The sequence below is a fragment of the Xanthomonas pisi DSM 18956 genome (genome assembly GCF_001010415.1).
In the GTDB taxonomy this organism is placed as follows: Bacteria; Pseudomonadota; Gammaproteobacteria; order Xanthomonadales; family Xanthomonadaceae; genus Xanthomonas; species Xanthomonas pisi.
In genome coordinates, this window is sequence record NZ_JPLE01000111.1 from 1 (window position 1) to 22,910 (window position 22,910).

The 22,910-nt window shown below is 59.3% G+C and carries 20 protein-coding genes; 11 read left to right on the forward strand and 9 right to left on the reverse strand.

The window, feature by feature from the left end; genetic code table 11:
• Window positions 1–52 precede the first annotated feature (52 nt).
• Window positions 53–901 carry a TauD/TfdA dioxygenase family protein gene (locus Y887_RS17050; RefSeq protein WP_052765029.1) on the reverse strand — a complete coding sequence of 283 codons (849 nt, stop codon included), beginning with the start codon at window positions 899–901 and terminating at the stop codon, window positions 53–55.
• A gap of 246 nt (window positions 902–1,147) precedes the next feature.
• Here Y887_RS17050 and Y887_RS17055 point away from each other — a divergent pair, with 246 nt between their 5' ends.
• Window positions 1,148–2,092 carry a GSCFA domain-containing protein gene (locus tag Y887_RS17055; protein WP_162199178.1) on the forward strand — a complete coding sequence of 315 codons (945 nt, stop codon included), beginning with the start codon at window positions 1,148–1,150 and terminating at the stop codon, window positions 2,090–2,092.
• A 27-nt stretch (window positions 2,093–2,119) separates the two neighbouring features.
• Window positions 2,120–3,214 (forward strand): alpha-hydroxy acid oxidase, encoded by a 1,095-nt coding sequence (locus Y887_RS17060; protein WP_046965498.1) that lies wholly within the window; start codon window positions 2,120–2,122, stop codon window positions 3,212–3,214.
• A 17-nt stretch (window positions 3,215–3,231) separates the two neighbouring features.
• Here the strand turns inward: Y887_RS17060 and Y887_RS17065 are convergent, their stop codons facing one another.
• The 3 genes from Y887_RS17065 to Y887_RS17075 form a co-directional block, all read right to left on the reverse strand.
• A complete protein-coding gene (locus Y887_RS17065) occupies window positions 3,232–4,446 on the reverse strand; it encodes a glycosyltransferase (RefSeq protein ID WP_046965482.1) in 1,215 nt (404 codons plus the stop codon).
• Between the two features lie 91 nt (window positions 4,447–4,537).
• Window positions 4,538–5,341 (reverse strand): diaminopimelate epimerase, encoded by an 804-nt coding sequence (locus tag Y887_RS17070; RefSeq protein ID WP_046965483.1) that lies wholly within the window; start codon window positions 5,339–5,341, stop codon window positions 4,538–4,540.
• A 38-nt stretch (window positions 5,342–5,379) separates the two neighbouring features.
• On the reverse strand, window positions 5,380–6,264 hold the full coding sequence (locus tag Y887_RS17075) for an ATP-grasp domain-containing protein (RefSeq protein WP_146093351.1): 885 nt from the start codon (window positions 6,262–6,264) through the stop codon (window positions 5,380–5,382).
• A gap of 217 nt (window positions 6,265–6,481) precedes the next feature.
• On the opposite strand from Y887_RS17075, the gene Y887_RS17085 reads away from it, so the two are divergent.
• Window positions 6,482–7,195, forward strand: a complete 714-nt coding sequence (locus Y887_RS17085; protein WP_052765031.1) for a glycosyltransferase family 2 protein — start codon at window positions 6,482–6,484, stop codon at window positions 7,193–7,195.
• Window positions 7,196–7,323: 128 nt separating this feature from the next.
• Window positions 7,324–7,884, forward strand: a complete 561-nt coding sequence (locus tag Y887_RS17090) for a class I SAM-dependent methyltransferase (protein ID WP_046965486.1) — start codon at window positions 7,324–7,326, stop codon at window positions 7,882–7,884.
• Window positions 7,885–7,930: 46 nt separating this feature from the next.
• Here the strand turns inward: Y887_RS17090 and Y887_RS17095 are convergent, their stop codons facing one another.
• A complete protein-coding gene (locus tag Y887_RS17095) occupies window positions 7,931–9,754 on the reverse strand; it encodes an ABC transporter ATP-binding protein (RefSeq protein ID WP_046965487.1) in 1,824 nt (607 codons plus the stop codon).
• Window positions 9,755–10,173: 419 nt separating this feature from the next.
• Between Y887_RS17095 and Y887_RS17100 the strand changes: the two genes are divergently transcribed.
• The 4 genes from Y887_RS17100 to Y887_RS17115 all read left to right on the forward strand — a co-directional run bounded on the left by Y887_RS17100 (window position 10,174) and on the right by Y887_RS17115 (window position 14,600).
• Window positions 10,174–11,688: an L-tyrosine/L-tryptophan isonitrile synthase family protein gene (locus tag Y887_RS17100; RefSeq protein WP_046965488.1), complete on the forward strand. Its 1,515-nt coding sequence runs from the start codon at window positions 10,174–10,176 to the stop codon at window positions 11,686–11,688.
• 18 nt (window positions 11,689–11,706) lie between these two features.
• Window positions 11,707–12,321: a GNAT family N-acetyltransferase gene (locus Y887_RS17105; RefSeq protein ID WP_046965489.1), complete on the forward strand. Its 615-nt coding sequence runs from the start codon at window positions 11,707–11,709 to the stop codon at window positions 12,319–12,321.
• Window positions 12,322–12,360: 39 nt separating this feature from the next.
• Window positions 12,361–13,485, forward strand: coding sequence for a glycosyltransferase family protein (locus Y887_RS17110; protein ID WP_146093352.1), 1,125 nt, complete (start codon window positions 12,361–12,363; stop codon window positions 13,483–13,485).
• A 230-nt stretch (window positions 13,486–13,715) separates the two neighbouring features.
• Window positions 13,716–14,600: a 3-hydroxyacyl-CoA dehydrogenase family protein gene (locus tag Y887_RS17115; RefSeq protein WP_046965491.1), complete on the forward strand. Its 885-nt coding sequence runs from the start codon at window positions 13,716–13,718 to the stop codon at window positions 14,598–14,600.
• 88 nt (window positions 14,601–14,688) lie between these two features.
• On the opposite strand, the gene Y887_RS20475 is transcribed toward Y887_RS17115, so the two are convergent.
• Window positions 14,689–14,829 carry a hypothetical protein gene (locus Y887_RS20475; protein WP_157004344.1) on the reverse strand — a complete coding sequence of 47 codons (141 nt, stop codon included), beginning with the start codon at window positions 14,827–14,829 and terminating at the stop codon, window positions 14,689–14,691.
• Between Y887_RS20475 and Y887_RS17120 the strand changes: the two genes are divergently transcribed.
• The 3 genes from Y887_RS17120 to Y887_RS17130 are packed head-to-tail and all read left to right on the forward strand — an operon-like array spanning window position 14,828 to window position 18,259.
• Window positions 14,828–15,973, forward strand: a complete 1,146-nt coding sequence (locus Y887_RS17120; RefSeq protein WP_046965492.1) for an acyl-CoA dehydrogenase family protein — start codon at window positions 14,828–14,830, stop codon at window positions 15,971–15,973. The two genes, Y887_RS20475 and Y887_RS17120, sit on opposite strands and share 2 nt — an antisense overlap.
• Before the next feature lie 4 nt (window positions 15,974–15,977).
• Window positions 15,978–17,093, forward strand: coding sequence for an HAD-IIIC family phosphatase (locus Y887_RS17125; protein WP_046965493.1), 1,116 nt, complete (start codon window positions 15,978–15,980; stop codon window positions 17,091–17,093).
• Complete coding sequence (locus Y887_RS17130) at window positions 17,090–18,259, forward strand: ferritin-like domain-containing protein (RefSeq protein ID WP_046965494.1); 1,170 nt, start codon at window positions 17,090–17,092, stop codon at window positions 18,257–18,259. The genes Y887_RS17125 and Y887_RS17130 overlap by 4 nt, the downstream gene beginning before the upstream one ends.
• Before the next feature lie 26 nt (window positions 18,260–18,285).
• Here the strand turns inward: Y887_RS17130 and Y887_RS17135 are convergent, their stop codons facing one another.
• The 3 genes from Y887_RS17135 to Y887_RS17145 form a co-directional block, all read right to left on the reverse strand.
• Window positions 18,286–19,143 carry a hypothetical protein gene (locus Y887_RS17135; protein WP_046965495.1) on the reverse strand — a complete coding sequence of 286 codons (858 nt, stop codon included), beginning with the start codon at window positions 19,141–19,143 and terminating at the stop codon, window positions 18,286–18,288.
• Window positions 19,100–20,296 carry a 2OG-Fe(II) oxygenase gene (locus tag Y887_RS18345; protein WP_084726091.1) on the reverse strand — a complete coding sequence of 399 codons (1,197 nt, stop codon included), beginning with the start codon at window positions 20,294–20,296 and terminating at the stop codon, window positions 19,100–19,102. Before Y887_RS18345 ends, Y887_RS17135 begins: the two co-directional genes overlap by 44 nt.
• A gap of 87 nt (window positions 20,297–20,383) precedes the next feature.
• On the reverse strand, window positions 20,384–22,822 hold the full coding sequence (locus Y887_RS17145; RefSeq protein ID WP_084726092.1) for an ADOP family duplicated permease: 2,439 nt from the start codon (window positions 22,820–22,822) through the stop codon (window positions 20,384–20,386).
• Window positions 22,823–22,910: the final 88 nt, after the last annotated feature.

Here is a 22,910-nt window from a genome sequence, read left to right on the forward strand (position 1 = left end):
GTGTTAACAGGCCCTAGCTTCAGCACGCAGCGTCCTAACCTTCAACCGACCATCAACCTGCCTCGTCGGCATGAATGGTGACACGCCGAAGCATCCTGCGAGCTCCCGGATGAAACTCCCGGCGCGCGTGGAGCGTGCTTCGGTTATCCCACATCAGGAAGTCACCGGGTGACCATACATGTTCATACATGAAGCGCTCCTGCTCCTGATGCGCAAAAAGCTTCTCCAGCAGCGCGCCACCTTCGCTGTCGCCCATCCCCTGCACCGCACAAGTCATCATTCGATTAACGAACAGTGCTTTGCGACCCGTTTCAGCATGGGTCCTCACCATTGGATGCCACCATTGCGGCTTGCTTGGTTCCAGACCACTGCTTCTTAGCGTTGGAATATTCTCGAGATCGAACACATTCAGCGCCTTGCGCCCCACGACAGCCCGCTTGAGGTCCTCTGACAGCGTCGCATACGCGTCATAGCAATTGACGAACAGGGTGTTCCCTCCCACCGCTGGAATCTCCATGGCAAACAGAGTTGTCATGATGCACGGAGAGCGCAGGTAACTCTGGTCGGCGTGGAACTGCATTTCACCAGACTCGTGGACCGGGTTGCGCGCGTGATCAATGATATTGGAAACGTACCGAACATACGGCTCGTTTGGCACCTGGTGGGCCACGGGTCGAATTTCTCTGAGAGTGCCGAAACTACCGCAAAAACTGGCATGAGCTTCCGCACTGACGTCCTGTCCAGGAAAAACAAGCACCAGATGCTGGTTCAATGCTTCGCGAAGCTGGGCAATGTCCACGGGGTCCAGCTGCCGGGACAGGTCGACTCCGCTCACCTCTGCACCCAACGCGTGCGTCAACGGCTTGACGAAAATTCCAGCATTACGTACCGGTCGGATCATGGGTTCTCCACCAATGCCTTATCTCTCAGACGCTCGCCCCACAAGCGCGCTGGATGCAGCAGCTTCCTTTGCAAAATAATAACGCAACAGACCGGATACCGCCCCGCGGCCCGGCCCAGTCCGGCCGAATGTACTACAATCGCATGCGTGATAGACGCATAGCTGGAGCCTGATACGCACCCGACAGTGCGCGCTCAGTCCGGATAACGATACGGATCAGATCACACTTTGCTATTGGAGAAGAATGTGTATTGGCGCACGCTATTGGCTCAGATGGGAACCAAGTGGCGACACGACGACAGCCCGCTGGCGTCCTTTTCCGACGGCGCGAAGTTTCTGCGACGCGACTCTCGCGTTTACTCCATTGGCAGCTGCTTTGCGCTAAACATCAACCGATGGTTGAAGTTCCAGGGCTTTGATGTACCCGACGTGACCTGGGGCATCCATTACAACAGCCGCACAATCCTTTACGAACTTCGCCGCGCAGCTGGCTACTCGGCCCCCGATGTTGAATGGCGCATTCCTCGCCCGAATGGCATCGAGGTCTATGCCGACGCCCTGCGACACTGCATTGATGCCCCCGACGCAGACCAGCTCGCGAACATAAAAGCGCAGATCGCAGCAGAGTCCCGACAGGAGTTCATGCGCTCCGATGCGTTCATCGTCACGCTCGGGCTGTCGGACATCTGGGAAGCCGAAATCAACGGCCAGCTGATTACACTCAATCGATCACCCTACGTTGGGGTAACGCCAGTCAACGGCGAGCGACACGGCCCAGCGGCCAACCGCTTTCTGTCAGTGGCCGAATGTGTAGAGGATCTACGCCAGATCGTCCAGATCGTACGTGCCACAAGACCAAGCGGGACACCGGTGATCTTCAGCATCTCACCAGTGCCACTCAAACACACGGGCGGGAAAGTCCATCCGCACATTGCAAACGGCCGCTCGAAGGCAACCCTGCTCGCCGCCATTCACACCTTTCTTGACGAATGCCACCAAGATCCGGATGTCCACTACTTCCCGGCATACGATTTCTTTCAAATGCACGGGTTGAGCATGCCGCTGTGGCAAGGTGACGGCCGGCACCCAACTACCGAGGCAGTGGCTCATGTCGCCGAGTCATTCGTGAGGTCCTACTCGGCGGACCACATCAGTGTGAAGCCCGGCTTTTCCGTGGCACAGTTCACCTAGCCTGAGATGCAGGGTCTTTTCTCGGCAATGCCCGACAGCACTGAGGAATCTCCGCTCGTCCAGCTGGAGGATTTCAAAGCACGTGCGCGTACGCGACTTCCGGCTGCGGTCTTCGAGTATATCGATGGCTGGGCGGACAATGGCGTGACCGCACAGGCCAATTCCAAGGACTTTGATCGCCTCGGCCTGATTCCTCGCGTCATGCAGAATGTGTCTCAGCTGGACACAACCACCTCCATTCTGGGACGATCTTCGCGCCTCCCGCTCGGATTCAGCCCCTCCGCCTTCCACAAGCTCGCGCATCCTCTGGGCGAACTGGCGACCGCCCAGGCAGCACTGGACAATGACATCGTGATGATTGTTTCCGCGATGTCCAGCATCTCGCTGGAGGAGATCGCAGCGCAGCATCCGGGTGCCCGGCTGTGGCTCCACATCTATCTCTTCCGCGACCGCTCAGTGACACGCCACTTGATCCGGCGGGCGGAAGCTGCGGGATTCGAGGCAATCTCGCTAGGCCTTGGGTGTCCCACTGTCGGGAAAAGGCCAGCCAACCTACGTAACCGATTTGTCCTGCCCGACGGCGTCTGCGCCGCAAACTTTCTTCACCAGGCGAGCTCAAGCTTCAATAATCCGATCGGATCCATCGCCGGGGCGGAACTGGATCCTGCCGCAGACTGGAGCGATGTGGAGGCGCTTTGCCAGGAGACATCGCTACCCGTGATCGGGAAAGGAATCCTGAATCCGCAGGATGTCGAGCGGGCGCTGACGGCGGGACTACGAGGGCTCATGGTGTCCAATCACGGCGGAAGACAGCTCGATGGCAGCCTCTCCTCGATACGCATCCTTCCAGAAATCGTTGCGGCGGCGGGAGGGCGAGTGCCCATCCTCCTTGACGGCGGGGTGCGCAGCGGAACCGACATCCTCAAGGCGCTGGCACTGGGTGCCGACACAGTATTTCTTGGCCGGCCGGTTTTCTGGGCACTCAACGTGGGCGGCGCACAAGGCGTGAATGCCATGATTGCACTACTTGCGGATGAACTGGAACGCGCGATGCAGCTTATTGGGTGTGCGAGTATCACAGACGCCCGAGCGGCCTCATCGACGCTGCTTCGCTGGATCTGACCCTGCCAACCGCCCTGTCAGCGTTGCTCCATATCCGAGCGGATGACCTGCGAGATTCGCTTTGCACCGTTCGTGTCGAGTGCCGAGCGCCGGTCCTGCACCGGTCCATTTCTGCAATCAGCAATGACCTCACTGAAGAGTTCCGGCAACCTAGCCACATCGACCGCGACCCGGATGTCAGCAAAGCGCCCCAGGATTGTGGCGTGATGAAACGGTTCGTCGCGAGCGTCGGTCCGATACGGAATGCAGATGATACGGGCACCACCTTGCAGGGTTTCCAGGAGCGTGTTGTACCCGCCGCATGTAATAACCAGGTCGGCGCTCGCATGCATCAGATCAAGATCGGTGCAGCTTGCATGCAGGCGCACACGACCCGCATCGCGCGCCGCAGTCTCCGGCGAAGGTCGCATTCGCGAACGGGGCCCCATGACAATATCGAAGCACACATCCGCATACTGAACGACCAGCGCCAGGCAGGCCTCGATCAGCGGCTCGCCCCATTGCCCGCTGCCAGCCGATGCCACGACCCATAGCGCACCTTTGGCGAGGCCTCGCGCAGCCCTCGCCTCCTCGCGCATGACTGCTGTCCGCTCCGGAGCGACATAGCCCACCTCGCTGATCTTCTCAATGACGTGATGAGGAAGCCCATAGCTCTTCTTCAGGTCGAAGACCGCTGGATCGACGGCGGACAGGATTCGATGATAGTCATGACACAGGCTGTCCAGCGCCGCCCCACCGAGCACAAGCCGTTGAAGGTCCTCTGTTTCGTTCTGTATCCCACGGGTAACGAGATACTTGAGACACCGGGCAGTTTTGAGGATCGGCGCGAGCTCCGCATGCGCACCCAGCGGCAGGTGATCCACGACTAAGACATCCGGACGGAAGCCAAGTACGACGCCTTCAATGATCGAACGTCGCAACACGACTGCCTCATCAAGAGACACATCGAGGAACGTCTGGCGCCCCCAATACTGTGCCTTCGAGCGAATCAAGCTATCCCACGAAGGCAGCCGCACGTATTCACACCCCTGCGGCACGATCCACTGAGGCGCGACATCGTGTCCGGTGACGATCAAACAGGAAAAGTTGTCCAGCATTGCACCCGCGATCCGCGCAAGCCGACGCAGATGTCCGATCCCGCTCCCGCCGTCGAAAACATAGAAGAGTGCCCTGCGCTTCTCTTTATCTGCTGGCGCAGCGCAGTTTTCCAGATCAATCAACGGGATTGTCATGCTTCTCTACCTACGGAGTGGGACGGAAGGTCGGTCCCAGAAGTCCCTCGCACTGACGCAGGGCCCTGTCGACGATTCGTGCAGCTGCCGCTCACGCTGGTGGATGTATGTCCGTATGGAACACCATCAACGCAGGCCCTTCCAGCGACCAACACGACTGCGCTCTAGACAGCTGGATCCTATCACCCGAGGTGGTCAGAAAAACCTGCTCCCCCTCCAGCGACAGGGCCAGATAGGAGGCGACGCAACCACTGCCGCAGGCAAGCGTCTCTGCCTCAACGCGACGCTCGAAGGATCGGATGCGGTGATGCTCGGAGCCATCGTCGCGCGCCACGAGGTGGCAGTTGGATGGCCGGTCGCTGAAGCCCCCGCCCGCGGCATGCGTCGCCGCGATGTTCGCCAACGGCGCCTCATGCACGGTCGATGCAGCCCGCCAGTCAATCACCACATGCGGATCGGCGAGGTTAACGAACCACGCATGCGGGCCGATTTCAGTTGCCGCCACATCGCCTCCCTCAGGCGATTGCAGCGAAAACTGCAGTCTGGCCCCACCCGGCACCACCCATGCATCGATCGATACATGGCCGAAGCGTAGCTGGATCTCGGCAATATCGAACAGGCGACTAAGGAGCACCACCACGCACCTGGCCGCATTCAGGCACATGCCGACGACTGATCCGTCGGGGTTCCAGACTCGAACCTGCGCCAATTTGGGCAGGGCGGAGACATCAACCCATACCAGCCCGTCTGCGCCAATTGAACGGTGGCGATCACAGAGTTGCAGAGCCGCCGTCGCCATCCCATCGGCGTCATCCTCGCCAGAGCCGATCAACACGACGAAATCATTGCCCGCCCCATGCATCTTGTACGCCCTGCGCAACACTTCCTGCTTCACCCGCCCGCACTCCTGTTAAAAAGTCACAACGGTCACCATCAGTGCGCTTCACCCAAGATATGGATCGTTAGACGTTGCTTGAAGGTACGCCAGAAGGACTCAGTAACACCCTGACGCGGCCCCGGCGCGAAATCCTCCAGATGGAAAACCGTTGGATTGGTGTTGACCTCGAAGACAGTGACCGATCCATCGCCACGTGCACTGAAATCGACCCGGCCGTAGTCGATGCCACCACGTCTGCAGGCCTCAGCAACCCGCTCCGCGTGATGGTTTTCCCTCAAATACTCACGCTCAACGGCCAGGTCATCCTCGGACTGTGCGTCGGGACGCTTCACTACCCAATTCTTGGCGAAAAAAAGATGCCGCGGGAGCACCGCTCCGTCCAGAATAAACGCACCGTACTTGTGGTAACGAACCTCGGGCTTCGCACGAATGTCCACAAATTCAACGACGATGGGCTCGCCGTCATTGCGCCGGTTGCGCTCATACTGCCGCAGCGCGGACGCAAGCTGTTCCTGGTCATAGAGAAGATCGGTTGCGGGCCCGTTGTGCTCGAACGGGTCACGCAGAAAGAGCGGATATCGGGCATCGGATGGAACCTCCGATGCACTCCATGCCCGGAAGCCATTGCCGTGGTCAGCTAGCGTATTTATAAGCTGCACCCTACCCATCGCGCGGCGAGGGTGATTGAGCAACCGCGCGCCAAGCTCTTCGCATCGCCGCGCATAGCGCTGAAGCCGTCCAAGGTCCCCCTCGTGGAAACGCTCTACATCGCAAAGAATGATAGTGTCCTGCGCCTGACAATATCGAGCAGGGGTCGTGCCGTAATCATGAAGGCCAGCAGCGACACCTTCCCGCACGAGCTTCGTGACAAGAAGATCATGTGTATATCGATGCGCCGGAAGTGTCACGAAATGAATCAAGCTCTGTCCCCAACATATATATTAAGGAGATCGTTGCCGCAGATCGCATCACTGCGGTAGCGTCCAACTGCCCTATGGAAGTGACTGAAAAGTCACTCATGGAGTAGATCCCAGCATAGCGCCCAACGCGCACTTTGTCATTTGAACTACGAGCGCCACATATTTTGGCGCTGCAGCAAATAGACAGACATGAAATGCTGGACTATAGTCGAATTCGATGGAACATCGCCTCTTTCCCAGCGTCGCCGTGATTACCCCCTATTATCAGGAGGACCCGGCCATGCTCGCAAAGTGCCATGAAAGTGTGCGGTCACAGACATTTCCTTGCCTTCACGTACTGGTCGCCGACGGTCATGCCGCGCCGGAGATTGATGAATGGAATGCCCACCACGTGACGCTGCCGGTCTGCCACGACGACATCGGCTCCACCCCACGCCTGATCGGCAGCTACCACGCCATCGGCCTGGGTGTGGACGCGGTTGCGTTCCTCGACGCCGACAACTGGTATGCGCCACAGCATATCGCAGGCATGATGGCCGCGCGTCGCGACCACTCAGCCGCCGTGGTGTCAAGCGGGCGAATGCTCTGCCATCTCGATGGTACTTCGATGGCGCCCTGCCCTGCGACAGACCCCGAACGGTTCATCGATACCAACTGCATGCTAATGGGTCGCGAAGCTTTTCCACTGCTGCATCACTGGGCGCTGATGCCCAACTACGGCCACCTGATCGGGGACAGGATCATGTGGCATCACATCAGGCGCTCGGGCCTTCGCCATCGACACGTCGCGGAACCCTCCGTGCACTATCGCTGCCGCAAGGAAGGCGCCTATCACCAACTAGGTGTGCCGCCGCCGGCCGGGGTGCAGCCCCGCCCCGATTACGAGGCCTCGCGCCAGCGCTGGGTCGCCGATGGCAACCCGCCTTTGTAAGCGCTGTCCACGGGCACCCATGCGAGCGATTGCCGCCGCCCCTCACCCCGCCAGGCGATCGCGCGTCGGGGCGGTGACACGATGGCGACGAAGGCTTCGGTAACGACTATTCAGGAGGTTTCGTACGTATGGAACAGCTAATACCACATCGATCCGTCAGATTCTTCCCTCACTGGAAGCCCGACTGCACGGCGCAGTTGACTGGCCTCATCCAGATGACTGATTTCATTCTATCCGCCAATCCGGACGCGGCGCATTGGATAGAAATCGGAAGTTACATTGGCGAGTCCTCCACGATATTCCTTGCCTTCAACAGGGTCAGAAAGCTGGAATGCGTCGATGCGTGCGATGACGCCACACGGATACTGAAGAAGAAGTTCAAGAAGGAAGTCGCAAGCGCTAGGTGCGTCATCCACCATTGCGATTCCGATCAATTCGCTATAAGGGTTCCGGACGCTTCAATCGACGTGATCTACATTGACGGCGACCATACATACGAGCAGGTGAAGAAGGATATTTACCTATATCACCAGAAGCTGAAACACGATGGCTACCTCTGCGGGCACGATTACAGCAAAAGCTGGCCGGGAGTAGTGCAGGCAGTGGACGCATTCGCGGCAGAGCACAACCTCGATGTAAGATTGTTCGCTGATACAAGCTGGGTACTGATTCCGAAGGGCGTGCGCTAATCGCCACAGAACCTCTGCGCATAGCACAGAGCCCCCACCCGACCTGTCATCGATATCCGTTAGCCTGCATCGCGAACAGCCGCGCATACGACTCGCCAGCCAGCATCAGCTCGTCATGACTGCCGCGCTCAACGATTCGCCCGCCTTCGACCACAATGATGCGGTCCGCCATGCGCACCGTGGAGAATCGGTGCGAGATGAGCACTGCGATCTTTCCAAACGAGCGCTCGCGAAAGTTTTTGAACACATCTGCCTCGACCGAGGCATCCATTGCCGAGGTGGGCTCGTCAAGCACCAGAATATCGGCACGTGTCCGCATGAAGGCCCGCGCCAGGGCCACGGCCTGCCACTGCCCGCCGGACAACTGCCGCCCACTCTTGAACCACTTCCCAAGCTGCGTGCCGTAGCCGGAAGGTAGTGCTGCAATAAAGGGCGCCGCCATACCCTTCTCTGCCGCGTCACGCCAGCGCGACTCGTCGTCAAAGTGATGTACATCGCCAACGCCGATGTTTTCACCCACCAGCCAGTTGTAGTGAACGAAGTCCTGGAAGATCACTCCGATCCGTTCGCGCAACGCCGACTCATCCCACTCCTGAAGATCGAGGCCATCAAGCAGGATCCTTCCTGACGTCGGCTCATAGAGGCGCGTTAGTAGTTTGATCAATGTGGACTTTCCTGACCCATTCGTGCCCACGATGGCCAGCGACTCACCCGGTTTGATATGAAGGTCCACATCGGAGACCGCAAACTCATCACTACCCGGATATCTGAAGCTTACCCCTTCAAATCGTACTCCATCGTTGAAAACAGGCCCAGCGCAGCCCGCACCTCGCGGCGGCCTCACAGGTGTACTGAGGTAGTCTGACAGGATGGACAGATAAAGGTTGTCCTCATACATGCCACCTACCGCAGCCAAGCCTGAGGAGATGGCCGACTGGCTTTGTCGAAACAGAAGAAGGTACATCGTCATCTGGCCCAGGGTTATCCGGGTCGCGATGGTTGCCGTGACGATTGCGGCATACACACTGTAGAGGCCGGCCGTACCGATCAGCCCAAGCAAGAAGCACCACGTGCTTCGACCAACCAGAAGCTCTTTATCTGCCGCGTACAGGCCGTTGTATATGGCACGATGCCGCCTCACCAACAACGCCCCCAAGCCGAACAGCTTCACCTCTTTGACATGATCATCATCGAGGGTGACGCTTTCCAGATACAGCTGCTTGCGCCCTTCAGGAGATCGCCATCTATACAGGAGAAACGCATCGCCTGAAAATTTGGACTCTGCAAGGAATACAGGCAAGCCACAGAGCGGCATGATGATGATTGCCCAGGGTGAAAAGTGTACGAGGATCGCGCCGAAGGTGCACAGCGATACCATGCTTTGAATGAAAGCGAATGTCCACTTCACAATTGATATGGGCCGGGTGGACGCCTCTTGCCGCGCACGGACCAGCTTGTCATAGATATGGGCGTCCTCGAACTGCGCAAGCTCCATGGACAGCGCCTTCTCGGCGATCAACTCGAAGATATGCTGACCCAACTGACCGCGCAAGAGATGCTGCATCAGAAATATCCCGCGGTTGGTAGCGGCCAAGCTGACGACCAACAGCCCTTCAACCAATACCCACCTGAAAGCGACCGCGTGCGCGCCCGAATCCGGCTGACTTATGGCCCCCACTACCGAGTCTACAATCTTCGCACCGACGAAGGCCGTCGCCGCAGGCAGCACGCTGGCCACCAGCGTGAGCAGGCACATTCCTATGGCGAGCGAGCGATTGGCACTCCAGACCAGCGACAACGCATAACGGCTATGCCCCAGTACCGAGACAAGATTACGCGTGAATTCCAATATGCCACGACGAGGAGGCATGTTTTCCGGGGACTGTGCGACTCCGCGCTCTGAAGACCTAGTATCGCGTGAGTTCACGTCGCTCCTGTCTCATCCATTCTTGGCATGCCAGGACGGAAGTAGAAAGCGAACCCTGTTCGGGATCCACGACTATCCGTGAGCATGCATCCATACTTAATGCATCGGCGATGCTACACCCCACGAATGGCTCAGACAACTAACGGTGACCGTGGTAAAGGGCGAGTAATGAAATCCGTGCCGGACGCCACGAAACGCTGTCGCGGTCGCGCCGGAAACACCCACACCGAAATCCAACGGCTTGACCGGATAGCGCGGATGCAGTGACACTGGGATCGTCGGCCGGAGGGATTGACCGAAGTCGTGGCGGTTCCGCCGAGACAGGCGACAGGGAGAGGAATCTTGTCAGAGAGAGTTTCGTTATGAGCGCTGAGCGAAGCCAGATCACGGATCAAGCCAAGGACGCATATAGGGCCGGCCTCAGCAGGATTCGCGAGGGCGTCATCAGCTCTCACTTCATGCATCGGGTTTCCCTTAACCCGGATATCCGGCTCTACGAGCAAGAGAGCTACAGCGCGTCATGCCTGAAGATTGATACATGCACCCTGACCGACAAGCTAATTCCCATCCTGAAAGCCGCCAGCACCGACTACTGTCGACAACGCATGGAGACAGCGCGCGCGCGCGCCAGGAAGCACTTCCGCGCATACGGTCATTCAACCGCAGATGCGGTTGGACCGTCAGAGTTCATCACTGAAGCGATTCTCGACAAAGAATTCTCGCGCAATGCGGCGCGCTACAACGACAAGATGGCGCTTAACTTGCGATTGAAGCAGCTGATCCATGAGCGACAACCCGTCGAGATGGTCATTCCTGCGCTACCCTTCAAGATTCAGTCGCCACTGAAGGCCCGGGGCCCCCTCCCTGACTTCGCGGAGGTCAATTTTCTATTGAGCCTCTATGAGATCACAAAGGTCGTCGAGGGGCTTTACGCCACGCAGACCCCCGAGGAATTTCCGAAGATTGCGACCTTCACTGTCGTCTCCGACGGGCTACGATTCCACGAGGCGGTCAACACATCCAGCGCGAAAGTGGCACTGTATCAGTCGGCGCTGGCAGGCTGGGTGCGGCGCCTGGGTCTAGAGGCTTACATCCACATCGTTGACTATCGAGACCTACTCTGCGACCACCTCAGCAAAGAGGAGCAGGCAGCGAAGACACGTCTGTTCGAGGCTGCACATGCAAGGTACTCCGAAAAGATGTGGCCACTCTTCGATCCAGACAACTTCGTCGATGCGCTTGAAGCAGCGGCGCGCGTGGAGCCCGATCCGGAGCAGGAGAATCCACAGGGAAGATTCGCGTCCTTGGTGAAATCACTTGTATTCACCGTGAACTATCGGACGCTTCAGGAACTCGACGGCTTAACCGACTCGGTTCGCGCGAATCTTTATCGAGAACTCACCTCAAACATCTTCCACCCCTGCACCGCCACTGCTCCAAGCCACGACATGGAGCGACTACGCAGGTCGATGCTGCATGAGGTTTGGGAGGCTGCGATTTACTACATCGCCGAGATCAAGAGTGACCGCGACCAGCATCATGACCCCATCCTTGCGTGCCTGCCTGGACATCTCCGCTGGACCATTCACAGGAAGCACGGCCAGATTGCGATTGCCACTCCGCCGATCCAGGGAATGGCCGTACAGGCCTGGGCAGGTAGCGCCGCTTTCAGGCCTGCTGGACGGGGAAAAATCCGGCTCTGCAGCCTGCCCGTTGTATACCTGGAGGCCACCGGCGCGATTCCGATTGTAAGTGCCGAGCACACCACCGATGGCGGGCAAGCGCTCTTCTATGTCGACAAAGCTCTTGGTATCACCGACATGGACGACCTGCTCCAAGCGCTAGCCACTTCGTACAGTCGCTTACGCTTTAGTTAGCACCGTGGAGCTACCGACATGACAATCGCACTGCCACATATTCTCCAGGGCTCGCTTGTCACCTTGGAACAGCTGCAACCTTCCCATCGCGAACCACTCAGGAGCGCCGCCCAGGACGACGACGCCATCTGGACCTACTTTCCTAAGAACTTCAACGGTGCGGGAGCGCATTTCGATGAGTGGTTCGATTGGACGATGGAACAATTGCGGAGCGGCCGCCATCATCCATTCGCGGTAAGGCGGCAGAGCGACGAACGCATCGTAGGAACTACGCGCTACTACGACATCGTCAGCGATCACAAACGGCTGGCGATCGGCTCAACTTGGTATTCGAAAGAAGTGCGTGGGTCGATCATCAACTCCGAGGTCAGACTGTTGACATTGAACTATGCTTTCGAAACTCTGGGGATGAACCGGATCGAGATGATAACCGATCCACGCAACGTCAACTCGCGCGCCGCCATGCGGATCCTCGGCGCGACGCAGGAAGGAATCATGCGCAGCCATATGATCTACCGGGATGGACGCATTCGCGATTCGATCCTTTTCAGTATCATTCGCAGCGACTGGCCATCCGTGGAGGCCGGACTCCACGCCAGGCTTTCCGCCATGCCATCCCCAGGGCGCCCTTGAATGGTGACGGCGATATCCTACGCCAGAGCCTCTTCCGCATTGGATGCGCAGCTGCTGACCCTTGCCGTGAACGGAATACCGGGCATCTGGCATCTTGACGCAGATATCCGCTCGCTTGTCGACGCCAAGGTCGTAGAGCGTCACAGTCGGCAGGCTGATGTCCTTTCCGTCTTCGTGGCTCCGATGCCCCCACCCAGGGACCGCGCACGATGCGACCTGCCCACGCGCTCCTTCCTGGCGAGTGGTCCATGGCTCAGCTCGCTCCCCGCGGATTTAGGAGATCGGCCCGATGCCTGTTACCAGGTGCTGCGGCAAGCCCTTTCCGGGGAGATCGACGTCCCCGATATCCGGATTTACAATGGCGTCGACGTCATCAAGCGCGATATCGGCTGCCCGGACGTCGAGTTCATCATTCCACACAGGGGATCGAGCACCCATCTCAACGTCTGCGTCTCGGGTGTCAGCGCCCAGACGATAGAATGCCGTGCATCAGTCTGCCTTGACGGCGATTCCGATTGGCGACCGGTCGAGGCGTGCCCGCGTGTTCGCCTGTTTAAGGCGGAGGATGCACCCGTGGGACCCTACGCAATACGCCAGTATCTGTCGATGACCTCATCGGCCAACTACCTTGCCTTCCAGGACTCCGATGACTTCGCCTTGCCTTCGCGGCTGGAGGAGCTTCTGACCGCGCGCCTTGAAAGCGGGGCTGACATCGTTGGCTCGCACGAACTGCGCTTGGATGAGATTGAGCAGGCCGTCATTCCGGTCAGGTTTCCTCTCGACGTCAATGCTGCGTTGCGTGAAGTCGCAGAGCACCCGCAGCTCTTTCCCACGACGGTCGCCGTGGCTTCCACCGTACAGAGAATGGGCGGGTTTTCGACGATCCGGAAGTTCGGTGGAGATACCGAGTATCTATTGCGGGCGCACTTCCTGGCCAGGATCATCAATGTAGATCGGTTCGTCTATATCCGCCGCAGACGCGAGGGCTCACTCACAACCGCACCAGAAACTGCACTCGGATCACCTGTTCGCGTGGAACTTGGACGACGTTGGAGAAGTGACTTCGCGCTGGTGAAGAGCGGCCAGCTGGCGCTGGAGGATTCATCGTTTGCGCTGCGTCACGGCCCGGCCGCACGTATCACGCCGATGGGGGATGCATCATGAGTTCCATCAGTCTCTGCTTTGTCGCTGCAGAAACAGACAATGGCAGCCCCAGGACTTCTCACGATGCGTAGTCAGTCCCACGCCCGCATGCGCGACAAGGATGGCCGCATTGCAAGGTACGGTGTCGCCGAGGGAGATGCCCGCGCGTCGCCTGCAATTCCGGGTATCGGCGTACTTGGCAGGCCTCTACATTACACCCGTCGACCGTTCCCGCCGCAAAGGATCATGCCATGAAGATTGCCAACGTTGGCGTCGCAGGCGCAGGTGTAATCGGACGAGGTGTCGCTCAGTCACTCGCCCAAACCGGTCATCAGGTCGCACTGGTCGACGTGTCCGAAGCCGTGCTATCCGATGCGATGACAGATATCGCGAACGGGCTGCGCTTCGCCGCCCTCAGCACCCCGCACCTGCGCTCAGCCGATCACGCCTTGATCCTGTCCCGTATCGTCGTCTCGACAAACTACCAGTCCATGGCTCATGTCGACTTTGTGATCGAGAACGTTACCGAGGACTGGGATATCAAGCAGGCGGTGTATCTTGAGCTCGATCGCACGTGCCATGCGGACTGCGTGTTCGCAGCCAACTCGTCGGCGATCAGGATCGGACGCATCGGCGCGACGACCAGACGTATCGGAAACTTGGTTGGCCTGCATTTCATGAATCCGGTCCCACAGAAACAGCACGTGGAACTGATCGTGGGTTACCACAGTTCGGATTCCGCTGTGTCTGCCGCACGAACGCTGCTCGAACAGCTTGGCAAGGTGCCCATCCTGGTTCGCGACAATCCTGGATTTGTCTCCAATCGTGTATTGATGCTCATGATCAACGAGGCGATTCACGTACTGGAAGAGGGAGTGGCCGCCGTGACCGACGTGGACGCCATCTTCGTCCATTGTTTCTCACACAGGATGGGCCCTCTTGCAACAGCCGACCTAATTGGTCTTGATACGATCCTCCGGACGCTCGATGTTTTGCTCGACGATTGTGGCGACAGGAAGTTCTTGGCGGCACCACTGCTCAGGCGCATGGTGGCGGATGGCAAACTGGGCCGAAAATCCGGCTCCGGATTCTTCGAGTACGGCAAGCGGGAAAACAGCAAGCCCCATGGATACTAATACACGCATTACAAGGTACGTGACTGATCGAATCGGATCATACGTTGCCGGTCATGATGACATTTTCAAGCTCGGCCTAGTCGACTCACTATTCGCGATGCAGCTGGTTCTGTTCGTCGAACATGAGTTCCAGCTGGTGGTCGAGGGGGAAGAGCTTGATCTGGACAATTTCTGCTCCATCGACGCAATGAGCGCTTACGTACATAGAAAGCTCGGCAAGGACACCCATGGATCTGCGCCTTAGCGACATTCAACTCACCGCCTTGGAGCGCGCAAGGCGATTCGCTTCGGAAGTCGTGGACCCGCTCGCTGGGCATGCTGACCGCAACCGGGCGATGCCTCCCATGCTACTGAATGGTATCCGGGCAGGCGGCTGGCTGGGGGCCGCTCTGCCCGCAGCATGGGGCGGCTCAGAGATGGATCCGCTGGCTTACGGACTTGTAACCGAGGAGATCGGCAGGGCATGTTCGTCGGCCCGCAGCCTGCTGACAGTACACAACATGGCATGCCAGGCACTGTTGCGCTTTGGAAGCAGCGAACAGCACGCGCGATGGCTCCCGAACCTTTGTGCCGGCGGGTCGTTGATCACATTCGCGCTTACCGAGCCCGATGCCGGCACCGCAGCTAGCGCCATTTGTACCAGCGCACAGGAGGAAGGCGGGTTCTACCGCGTGTCCGGCACCAAGGTCTGGAACAGTTTCGGTCAAATCGCCGATCTGTTCCTGGTCTTCGCTCGCTGCGGCGACAAGCCCCTCGCGCTCGTCATCGAGCGCGAGCGGGACGGCGTGGTCGTCGAACCAATGCCGGAGGCGATCGGCGCCCGGGCGTCGATGCTGGCACGCCTCACGTTTAACGATGTTGAGGTTCCCGCCGCGCACCGCATCGGCCCGATCGGCGCAGGCATCTCGTTCGTGGCGAATTCGGCCCTGGACCACGGTCGATTCTCGGTCGCATGGGGTGCCACCGGCGTCATCCGCGCTTCTCTGGACGCATCTCTTGAGTATACGTCCCGGCGCTCCCAGGCTGGCCAGCTCCTTTCTGAGCACCAGTTGGTCCGACGGGAGCTGACCAATATGCTGGTGGCGCACACCGCCTCCCATGCCATGTGCTGCCGCGCCGCTTGCTTCCGTGCTACAGGCGATCCCCGTGCAGTGATGGAAACCGCATTGGCAAAGTACCAGGCTGCACAGGCTTCAGTCCGCGCGGCCACCGCCGCGGTTCGCCTGCATGGAGCGAACGGCACGAGCCAGGACTATCCCGTGGAGCGGTACTTGAGGGATGCCACGGTGCTGGAAATCATCGAAGGTACACGCGAGGCGTTGCAGAACTCGCTCGCCTCGTACGCCCTGCAACGACTTCATTCCAGGAGCTAATCCAATGCCACTGACTCGCCCTCCCGCTCGGCAAGCATTGGTCAAATGCGTCGTCTGGGACCTCGATGAGACGCTGTGGGATGGCGTGCTGCTCGAAGGAGGAGCACAGTCACTCAAGCCCGGCATAATGGAAATCGTGCACGAACTTGATGCGCGTGGCATTCTGCAGTCAGTTGCGAGCAAGAACGATCACGAGGTGGCATGGCCGGTAGTGGAGTCGTTCGGGTTGTCGGAGTACCTACTATTCCCGCATATTTCTTGGAACAGCAAAGCCGAGTCCATCAAATCGATCTCGGAATGCTTCGGAATCGGCGTGGATACACTGGCATTCGTCGACGACCAGGCAGTAGAGCGCGACGAGGTTCGCTACCTCCTGCCGCAGGTGACGGTCATCGATTCGGCGGACGTTCGCAGCCTGCTCGATCAACCACTATTCCAGCCCCGTAGCATCACCAGCGAGGGGCGCTCGCGCCGCCTCATCTATCATGCAGAAATTCTGCGAACCGAGGCTGCAGCACGATTTGTAGGCAGCCGTGAGCGGTTCCTAGAGACACTCGCCATGCAGCTGATGATCCACCCGATTGAACCGGAGGATCTCGCCCGCGCCGAAGAGCTGACCTTAAGAACCAATCAATTGAATACGACCGGCATCACGTACTCACGCGATGAACTCCAGGACATGTCGCGGTCGTCTGCGCACATGGTACTCGCCGTCAAGCTCATTGACCGCTATGGCAGCAGCGGGACCGTCGGCCTGACGGTCGTAGAGAAGACGGAAGACGCGTGGACCATCCTGCTGCTCATCCTGTCGTGCCGTGTTGCTGCCTGCGGTATCGGTACAGCGCTGATCGCACACCTGATCCAGAGTGCCTCCACACAGGATGTGCGGCTCCTCGCAGCGTTCACCCCCACCGACAGAAATCGCCAGATGTACATCACGTACAAGTTCGCTGGCTTCCGCGACGCGGGGACGCAGTCGGGCACGCAGCTCCTCGAACACGACTTCCAACGCGTACCGCAAGTGCCGTCTCACCTCACCATCGTCTCCGATAAAGGTGATTCCGCTCATCGGCGATTGCGCATCACCGCCGCGCCAGACCACTTAGGAGAAGCGCAGTGAGAACCCTGCAACAATCCATCGCCACACTATCCTGCTTGGGCTACAACCTCCTGCGCTCCATCGAATTTTGCTGCGCGTGGCTTCCGGCCATTGCGGCCTGTGAGGGCAAAATTGCTGTGGGACGGGAGACCGGCACCTATGCGCGCATCCTCGAATCCATCGAGCTACGGCTATCGGAACTGGCGGGTGCCGAGGGCTGGCGTGGCCGGACTGAAGATGAACAATTTTTCACCGCTTTGTCGGCGACGCCGTCTACCGATGACACCATACTTGCGGCAGCGAAGGCGATGCGATCGAGGTTGTCGGTGCTGGTGGCGGAACTCCGTGGCGGCCTCGCGTCCTGCACTCACGCCGTCCTAGATGAGCCCACCGAGCTGCTTCTGCGAAGTGCATCGGCACTCATAGGCGATGCCAGTGCTCATATACCCTTCGATGCAAACTCCGTTCATGTCGCCTATCGCGGTGACGAAATTATGCCTCCCTTGGTCGCACGTCCCGCACGCGAGCAACGACTGCAACTTCGCACCGGCCAGGGCTGCAACTGGGCAGATGCCATTCATACGCCGGAAGGGCGTATGGACATCATCCACGAGATCTTCATCGAAATTGAGATTCCCGCCACGGAGGTCTGCGCGATGAACATCGCGTGCTTCCGCGATGCTCCGCTGAAGTTCAAGCTGGACATGGCTAGGCAGGTTTGGGACGAATCCCGGCATGCATCCGTGGCGCTCGCACGGTTCCGGGAGATTGGGGGCGAGCCGGGCATCAGGCAGTACTCCGAGAGCCTGTGGGGCCACTGGCGCCGAGGCAGCGACGTGATCGATCGCCTATGCATCCAGCAGATCGTCCAGGAGGGCAACGCACTGGATTCAGTCTGCAGTTTGGCAAACATGTTCCGTAAAGCAGGCGACGAGCCCACTGCGGAGATGTTCATGTTCTTCGCCGCTGATGAAGAACTTCATACACGATACGGCAACTACTGGACACTTGCTTTCCTGGGTGGCGACAAGCACGCCTACAGACAGCGGGTCGATGCCGCGGCAGAGCTGATCGGCGCACTGCTGCCGGGACGGCGCCCGGTCAATGTTCCTGCACGTCTGCGCGGTGGCTTTGCACACGATATTGTCGATGATTTAGTGCGGCGGCAGGCAGAGCGAGGCGCATAGCCCCCCCCCTCCGACGCTGCCCTCAGCTACTGCGCGGTCGAGCGAAACAGATCGATCGTCTGGTGCAACGGACGTTCGATCCAGTTCGATTGAGCGGGAATTTCCATCCCTTCAAGTGTCTGGATGTAAGCCCTAATGTAACGGTCGAATCCGCATTTGGTGTCAGGAAGACGGGAAAGCCACGTCGCAGAACAAGGTGTCTTATTGGTGGCGCTCAGCACTGCATCGATCTGCAGATCAACGAAGCCAAATGCTTCAGCCGCAGCAGACGCATCGGTATGTTCGACCAGATCGGCAGCGCGCGAGAGGGCACGGGCCGTCAGTCCATAGTTGTTGGTGCAGTAGCGATAGCGGAACGCCTCACACCGACCAATCGCGGCCGCGGTCCGGACGCCCTGAAACGTGAACGTCGTCAATACGCTGGCGAGCCGGATAAACGAAAAGACTACCGCATCAACCGAAGTGACGTCGAGTTCATCCAGCATCCCGGCCAGCGAGGGGTGGAACCAGTCGTCATCATCGTGATAAAAGACAAGCACGCGCCCGTCACTGCGGCGAGCCAAGTAAGTCGCCACCTCAGTCCAAGTGATTACGGTCGCGCCGTCGACACGTCGTGCGGCCTGGTCGGCAATCTCGCAAAGGCGCGCCCGACACTCGAAATACGAGACATTAGAAAGACGGTTCCAGCGATCAATGAGATCCGGAACTTCTCGAGGGAAGCGCGGGTCGTGGAAGGGAAAGTATCGCGTCGGCGGCACTGGCATGCCGGCCGCATAGTCGCGCGCCAGTGCTTTCCAATCGGGAGAACTTCGCTTGGCAAGAACGATCACCCAGGCACGCTCAGGGGTCGACATGATCAGTCGGAATCCGACGATCACCGCCATCAAGGCATCGTAGGAACGCGGAGATATAGCCGAAGAAATAGGTCGGCGTTTCGCCATCCTTCGCAAGATGCACGGCACCGTCCTCCGCGATCAACACCAGCACCTCCTGCGTCTGCGTATCCGCCGCCTTCAGTGACGTCACCGTAGCAAACGCCCTGAGACCCGAACCGCACGCATCGGCGTCAACCGGTGCCGCAGGCAGCGCCTCACATGCCACAGAGTCCAGGCCCTGCCCGTCCAGCAAAGTGACAAGCAGCCGGTCGCCCCAATGCGGCTCCAGCGGCATACGCAAGGCCGTTGCGGATATCTCGATTGCGCGACCTGCCATAGCCGCTAGCCGCGCAAGACCATTGCGGGTGAGTATCCGGGTTGCGGCGTGGTCGCCGGCTGTGGTCGGAACCCACCGGACGGCATACTGCATGCCGTCATACTCCTCGTTCTGCATGCGATTGTACTTATAGTAGTAGACGGCCAGCGAGTTCCGACGCCGTTCGGGTGGACACGCAAGTGGCTCAGGATGCCCATGGAAAGAGCGGGAACCCGTGAAGAACAGTACTGCACGATTCGCTATCGGCGCGATTCGGGTGTGTGGCCTGCGGTCGGCCGTCCAGAGCTCTAGGTGACCACCCCAGTCCTCTTGCCAGTCGTCATTCAGATAAACGATTAGATTGAGGATCTGATGCAGCCCCGCGCTACTGTGCGGATGGCGATTGGCGTCAGTGTGAATCATCAATCGGCCTCCGTATCCGGTCGAGTGGAGTCCGCAGCCGGAGTAGGTCGGATCGGTGACGAGCCCCGACATTCCCGTGAGGCGTTCGATGAATCTTATAAAGGTCGCCGAATTCAGCTGCGCAAAGAAGTGGCGAATGAAGGGCGGGAAGTATGCCTCATCGCTCAGCCCCAGCTTGGTTCCCATTGTTGTCTCCACTCCGGTACGTCCGGCACCCCAGTTGTTCCAGGGAATGTCATCGGGCCCTGGAAACTCACCGATGAGCCGGCGCAGCACTTCAGGCGGCAGGAGGTTATCGATCACCACATGCGGAAAAGGCGGATTCTGCAAGAATGCTCCGCCATGCGCTTTGAGCAACGACCCTAGCTGCTCTTCATTGAAATAGTAGGCCGGTATCATACCCGGCGAAATTCCTGGGCGCATTCTGACTCCATTTACACGAAAATCGTCACACGCGATGATCCATGCGGCCCTGTTTTCGAAGCATCGGCATCAAGGCGCTGGACACAACTACTCAGACCGCAATGCCTCAGAAGGATCGATCCGTGCGGCCCGCATTGCCGGAACCCAGATGGCGACGGCCGCGGCGGCGACAATCATCACGGTCGAGATCGCGAGCGAAACGGGATCGGTAACCTTTACTCCATAGAGAAACGCCCTGAGCAATGGCGATGCGAATGCATGCAGCACGAATCCGACGCCGACGCCACAAGCGGCCAGCAACAGGCCTCGTGCCACAACCAGCCGGCAGATCCTTGCGGGATCAGCGCCGAGCGCGATTCTGACCCCGAACTCTCGTGCGCGAAGCGAGACCATGTAGCTCATCAGCGCGTACAACCCAATCCCGCCAAGCAAGGAGGTGACAACAGCCGCGATGGTGATCAGGGTTAGACTGAGAGTCAGCCGGGCTGTTGAAGCACGGACCACATTCTCCATCGACTGGACCTCGAAAATGGGGATTGTAGGGTCGAGCCCACGCACGATCTCTTTGACGGCGGAGATGACCTCGGCAGACGAACCATTCGACCGCGCGACGAGCACCATCGAGGGCAGCGGAGCGGGCTCCGAATCCACGTCCGCCGGTACGATTTGGGGCCGGTACACTGCGGCGGACGCAGGTAGGGTCAGATCGCGGTTGCGTACATCGCCAACTACGCCGACAACCGTATACACAGGTCCGTTCGGCGCGAGCGACAAGGACTTTCCGATCGACGCCGCCCCGCCGCCATCGCCGAAGAGGATCCCGGCTGCGCTTTGGCTGATGACTATGTCGAGCCGTTGCTCCGACTCCAACGGGCGGAAATCGCGGCCGGCGATGACCGGGATCCGCAGGGTTTCGAAATACCCGTTACTGACAACGTTGACCGGAAGGGAAACCGGTGCCCGTCGCCCCTCGATTTGGAATTCCTGCTGCAAGGTATCGCCCGTTCCGAGTGGCAGCTGCGTTACCAGACCCGCAGAGGTCACCGAGGGCAATTGCGCCACCTGCTCGCGCAGGCGTGAATAGAACGCCACCGTGCTAGCGTCACGATAGCGCGCGAGCGGAAGCAGGATGCGCGCTGTGGTGACATGGGTTGCGTCGAATCCAGACGGTGCCTGGGAGACCTGCACCGCGGTACGGAACAGCAGCACGGACCAGATCGTGACAACCAGGGCAACTGCGATCTGCAATGTACTGATAACGCCGCGGAGCCGTTGCCGCGCCCTGCCTGTCGAATGTCCGCGTGTGCCGTCCTGCAAACTCTGCTGCACGCCGCCATGAAGCAGACGCGCAGCGGGAACCAACGTGCATATGACAACCCCAAGGATGGCGACTAGGATAAGGAATCCCAATGCAGGCAGACCGATTGCTAGCTCTTCCAGGCGCGGCACATCGGCGGGGCCGAACGTCACGAGCACTTGCACGGCAGCATAGGTTGCGATCAGAGCAAGTACGGCCGAGACCGCGCCGAGCAGCGCGGACTCCCCGAGAAAGTGGGTTGCGATCCGCAAACGACCCGCACCGAGTGCTCTACGCACCCCAACTTCCAGCACGCGGGAATCGGCACGCGCCAGCATAAGATTGGAAGCGTTCGCCCAAGCTACTAGAAGAACGAGGGCCGCCGCTGCGGCGAGCATCCACAATGTCTGCTCGATCCTGCCAACCAGCTCATCCCGCAACGGACGCACCGTCGGCACCGGCCTGAGCTCATCGAGCCACCTTGCCGTCGAACCACCCGATGGGATACGCGGATACAGATCTGCGACTCTCGGCAAGACACTTCCGAGCTCGGCCTGCGCCTGCGCCGGCGTGACGCCCGATGCGAGCCGCGCCAAGCCGGCGTACGAGAAGCTGCCTACGGAGCCGTCGTCCTTTTCCTTTATAGGAAGCCAGATGCGTACGTCTGCCTCAGGAAACCTGAAAGACCCCGGCATCACACCGACAATCACCCGAGGCGCGTCATTCACGATTAACGTCTTTCCGACGATGTCCGTCGCCGAGCCGAAGCGCGACCGCCACTCCGCTTCACCGATGATCACCACATTCGGTCCACCCCGAACCTCCTCTTCCGACGTAAACCAACGACCCAGCAATGGGCGGACACGAAGCAGGCGCATTGTCGACGCCGTCACCCACGACGCCGCGACATTCTCCACATCGTCGTTATCGCTGTTGGTCCTGACATTCGCAGTGCCCGCCTTGTACAGGCCTACGCCATCCAGACTTCGAGCCGCGCCCTGATAGGTCGAATAGAGCCCGGGCGGCTGACTTAGTGATTGATCCGCCACCTGTAGACCGACACTAACCAGGCGATCCGGCTCGGCGTACGGTAAGGGCGCAAGCAGCACTCCGTAGACGATGGCGAACATGGCGCACATCGAGCCCATCCCCAGGACGAGGGTGAGGACCATCGCGACCGTGAACACAGGTGCTCTCTTCAAAGACCGAACAGTACGCCAATTTGTCATCGAGCATCCCGGATGTGTCGATCATGCGCCTTGAAGGCAGAGGCGATAATGACAAATGAAGCGAATACAAGCTAGGGCCTGTTAACAC

Bases quoted from the DNA above. Each gene is read 5' to 3' on its own strand.
- Y887_RS17050 (WP_052765029.1), bottom strand. From the start codon at position 901: ATGATCCGACCGGTACGTAATGCTGGAATTTTCGTCAAGCCGTTGACG.
- Y887_RS17060 (WP_046965498.1), top strand. From the start codon at position 2,120: ATGCCCGACAGCACTGAGGAATCTCCGCTCGTCCAGCTGGAGGATTTC.
- Y887_RS17065 (WP_046965482.1), bottom strand. From the start codon at position 4,446: ATGACAATCCCGTTGATTGATCTGGAAAACTGCGCTGCGCCAGCAGAT.
- Y887_RS17085 (WP_052765031.1), top strand. From the start codon at position 6,482: ATGGAACATCGCCTCTTTCCCAGCGTCGCCGTGATTACCCCCTATTAT.
- Y887_RS17090 (WP_046965486.1), top strand. From the start codon at position 7,324: ATGGAACAGCTAATACCACATCGATCCGTCAGATTCTTCCCTCACTGG.
- Y887_RS17095 (WP_046965487.1), bottom strand. From the start codon at position 9,754: ATGCCTCCTCGTCGTGGCATATTGGAATTCACGCGTAATCTTGTCTCG.
- Y887_RS17100 (WP_046965488.1), top strand. From the start codon at position 10,174: ATGAGCGCTGAGCGAAGCCAGATCACGGATCAAGCCAAGGACGCATAT.
- Y887_RS17105 (WP_046965489.1), top strand. From the start codon at position 11,707: ATGACAATCGCACTGCCACATATTCTCCAGGGCTCGCTTGTCACCTTG.
- Y887_RS17115 (WP_046965491.1), top strand. From the start codon at position 13,716: ATGAAGATTGCCAACGTTGGCGTCGCAGGCGCAGGTGTAATCGGACGA.
- Y887_RS17120 (WP_046965492.1), top strand. From the start codon at position 14,828: ATGGATCTGCGCCTTAGCGACATTCAACTCACCGCCTTGGAGCGCGCA.
- Y887_RS20475 (WP_157004344.1), bottom strand. From the start codon at position 14,829: ATGGGTGTCCTTGCCGAGCTTTCTATGTACGTAAGCGCTCATTGCGTC.
- Y887_RS17125 (WP_046965493.1), top strand. From the start codon at position 15,978: ATGCCACTGACTCGCCCTCCCGCTCGGCAAGCATTGGTCAAATGCGTC.
- Y887_RS17135 (WP_046965495.1), bottom strand. From the start codon at position 19,143: ATGGCGGTGATCGTCGGATTCCGACTGATCATGTCGACCCCTGAGCGT.
- Y887_RS18345 (WP_084726091.1), bottom strand. From the start codon at position 20,296: ATGCGCCCAGGAATTTCGCCGGGTATGATACCGGCCTACTATTTCAAT.
- Y887_RS17145 (WP_084726092.1), bottom strand. From the start codon at position 22,822: ATGACAAATTGGCGTACTGTTCGGTCTTTGAAGAGAGCACCTGTGTTC.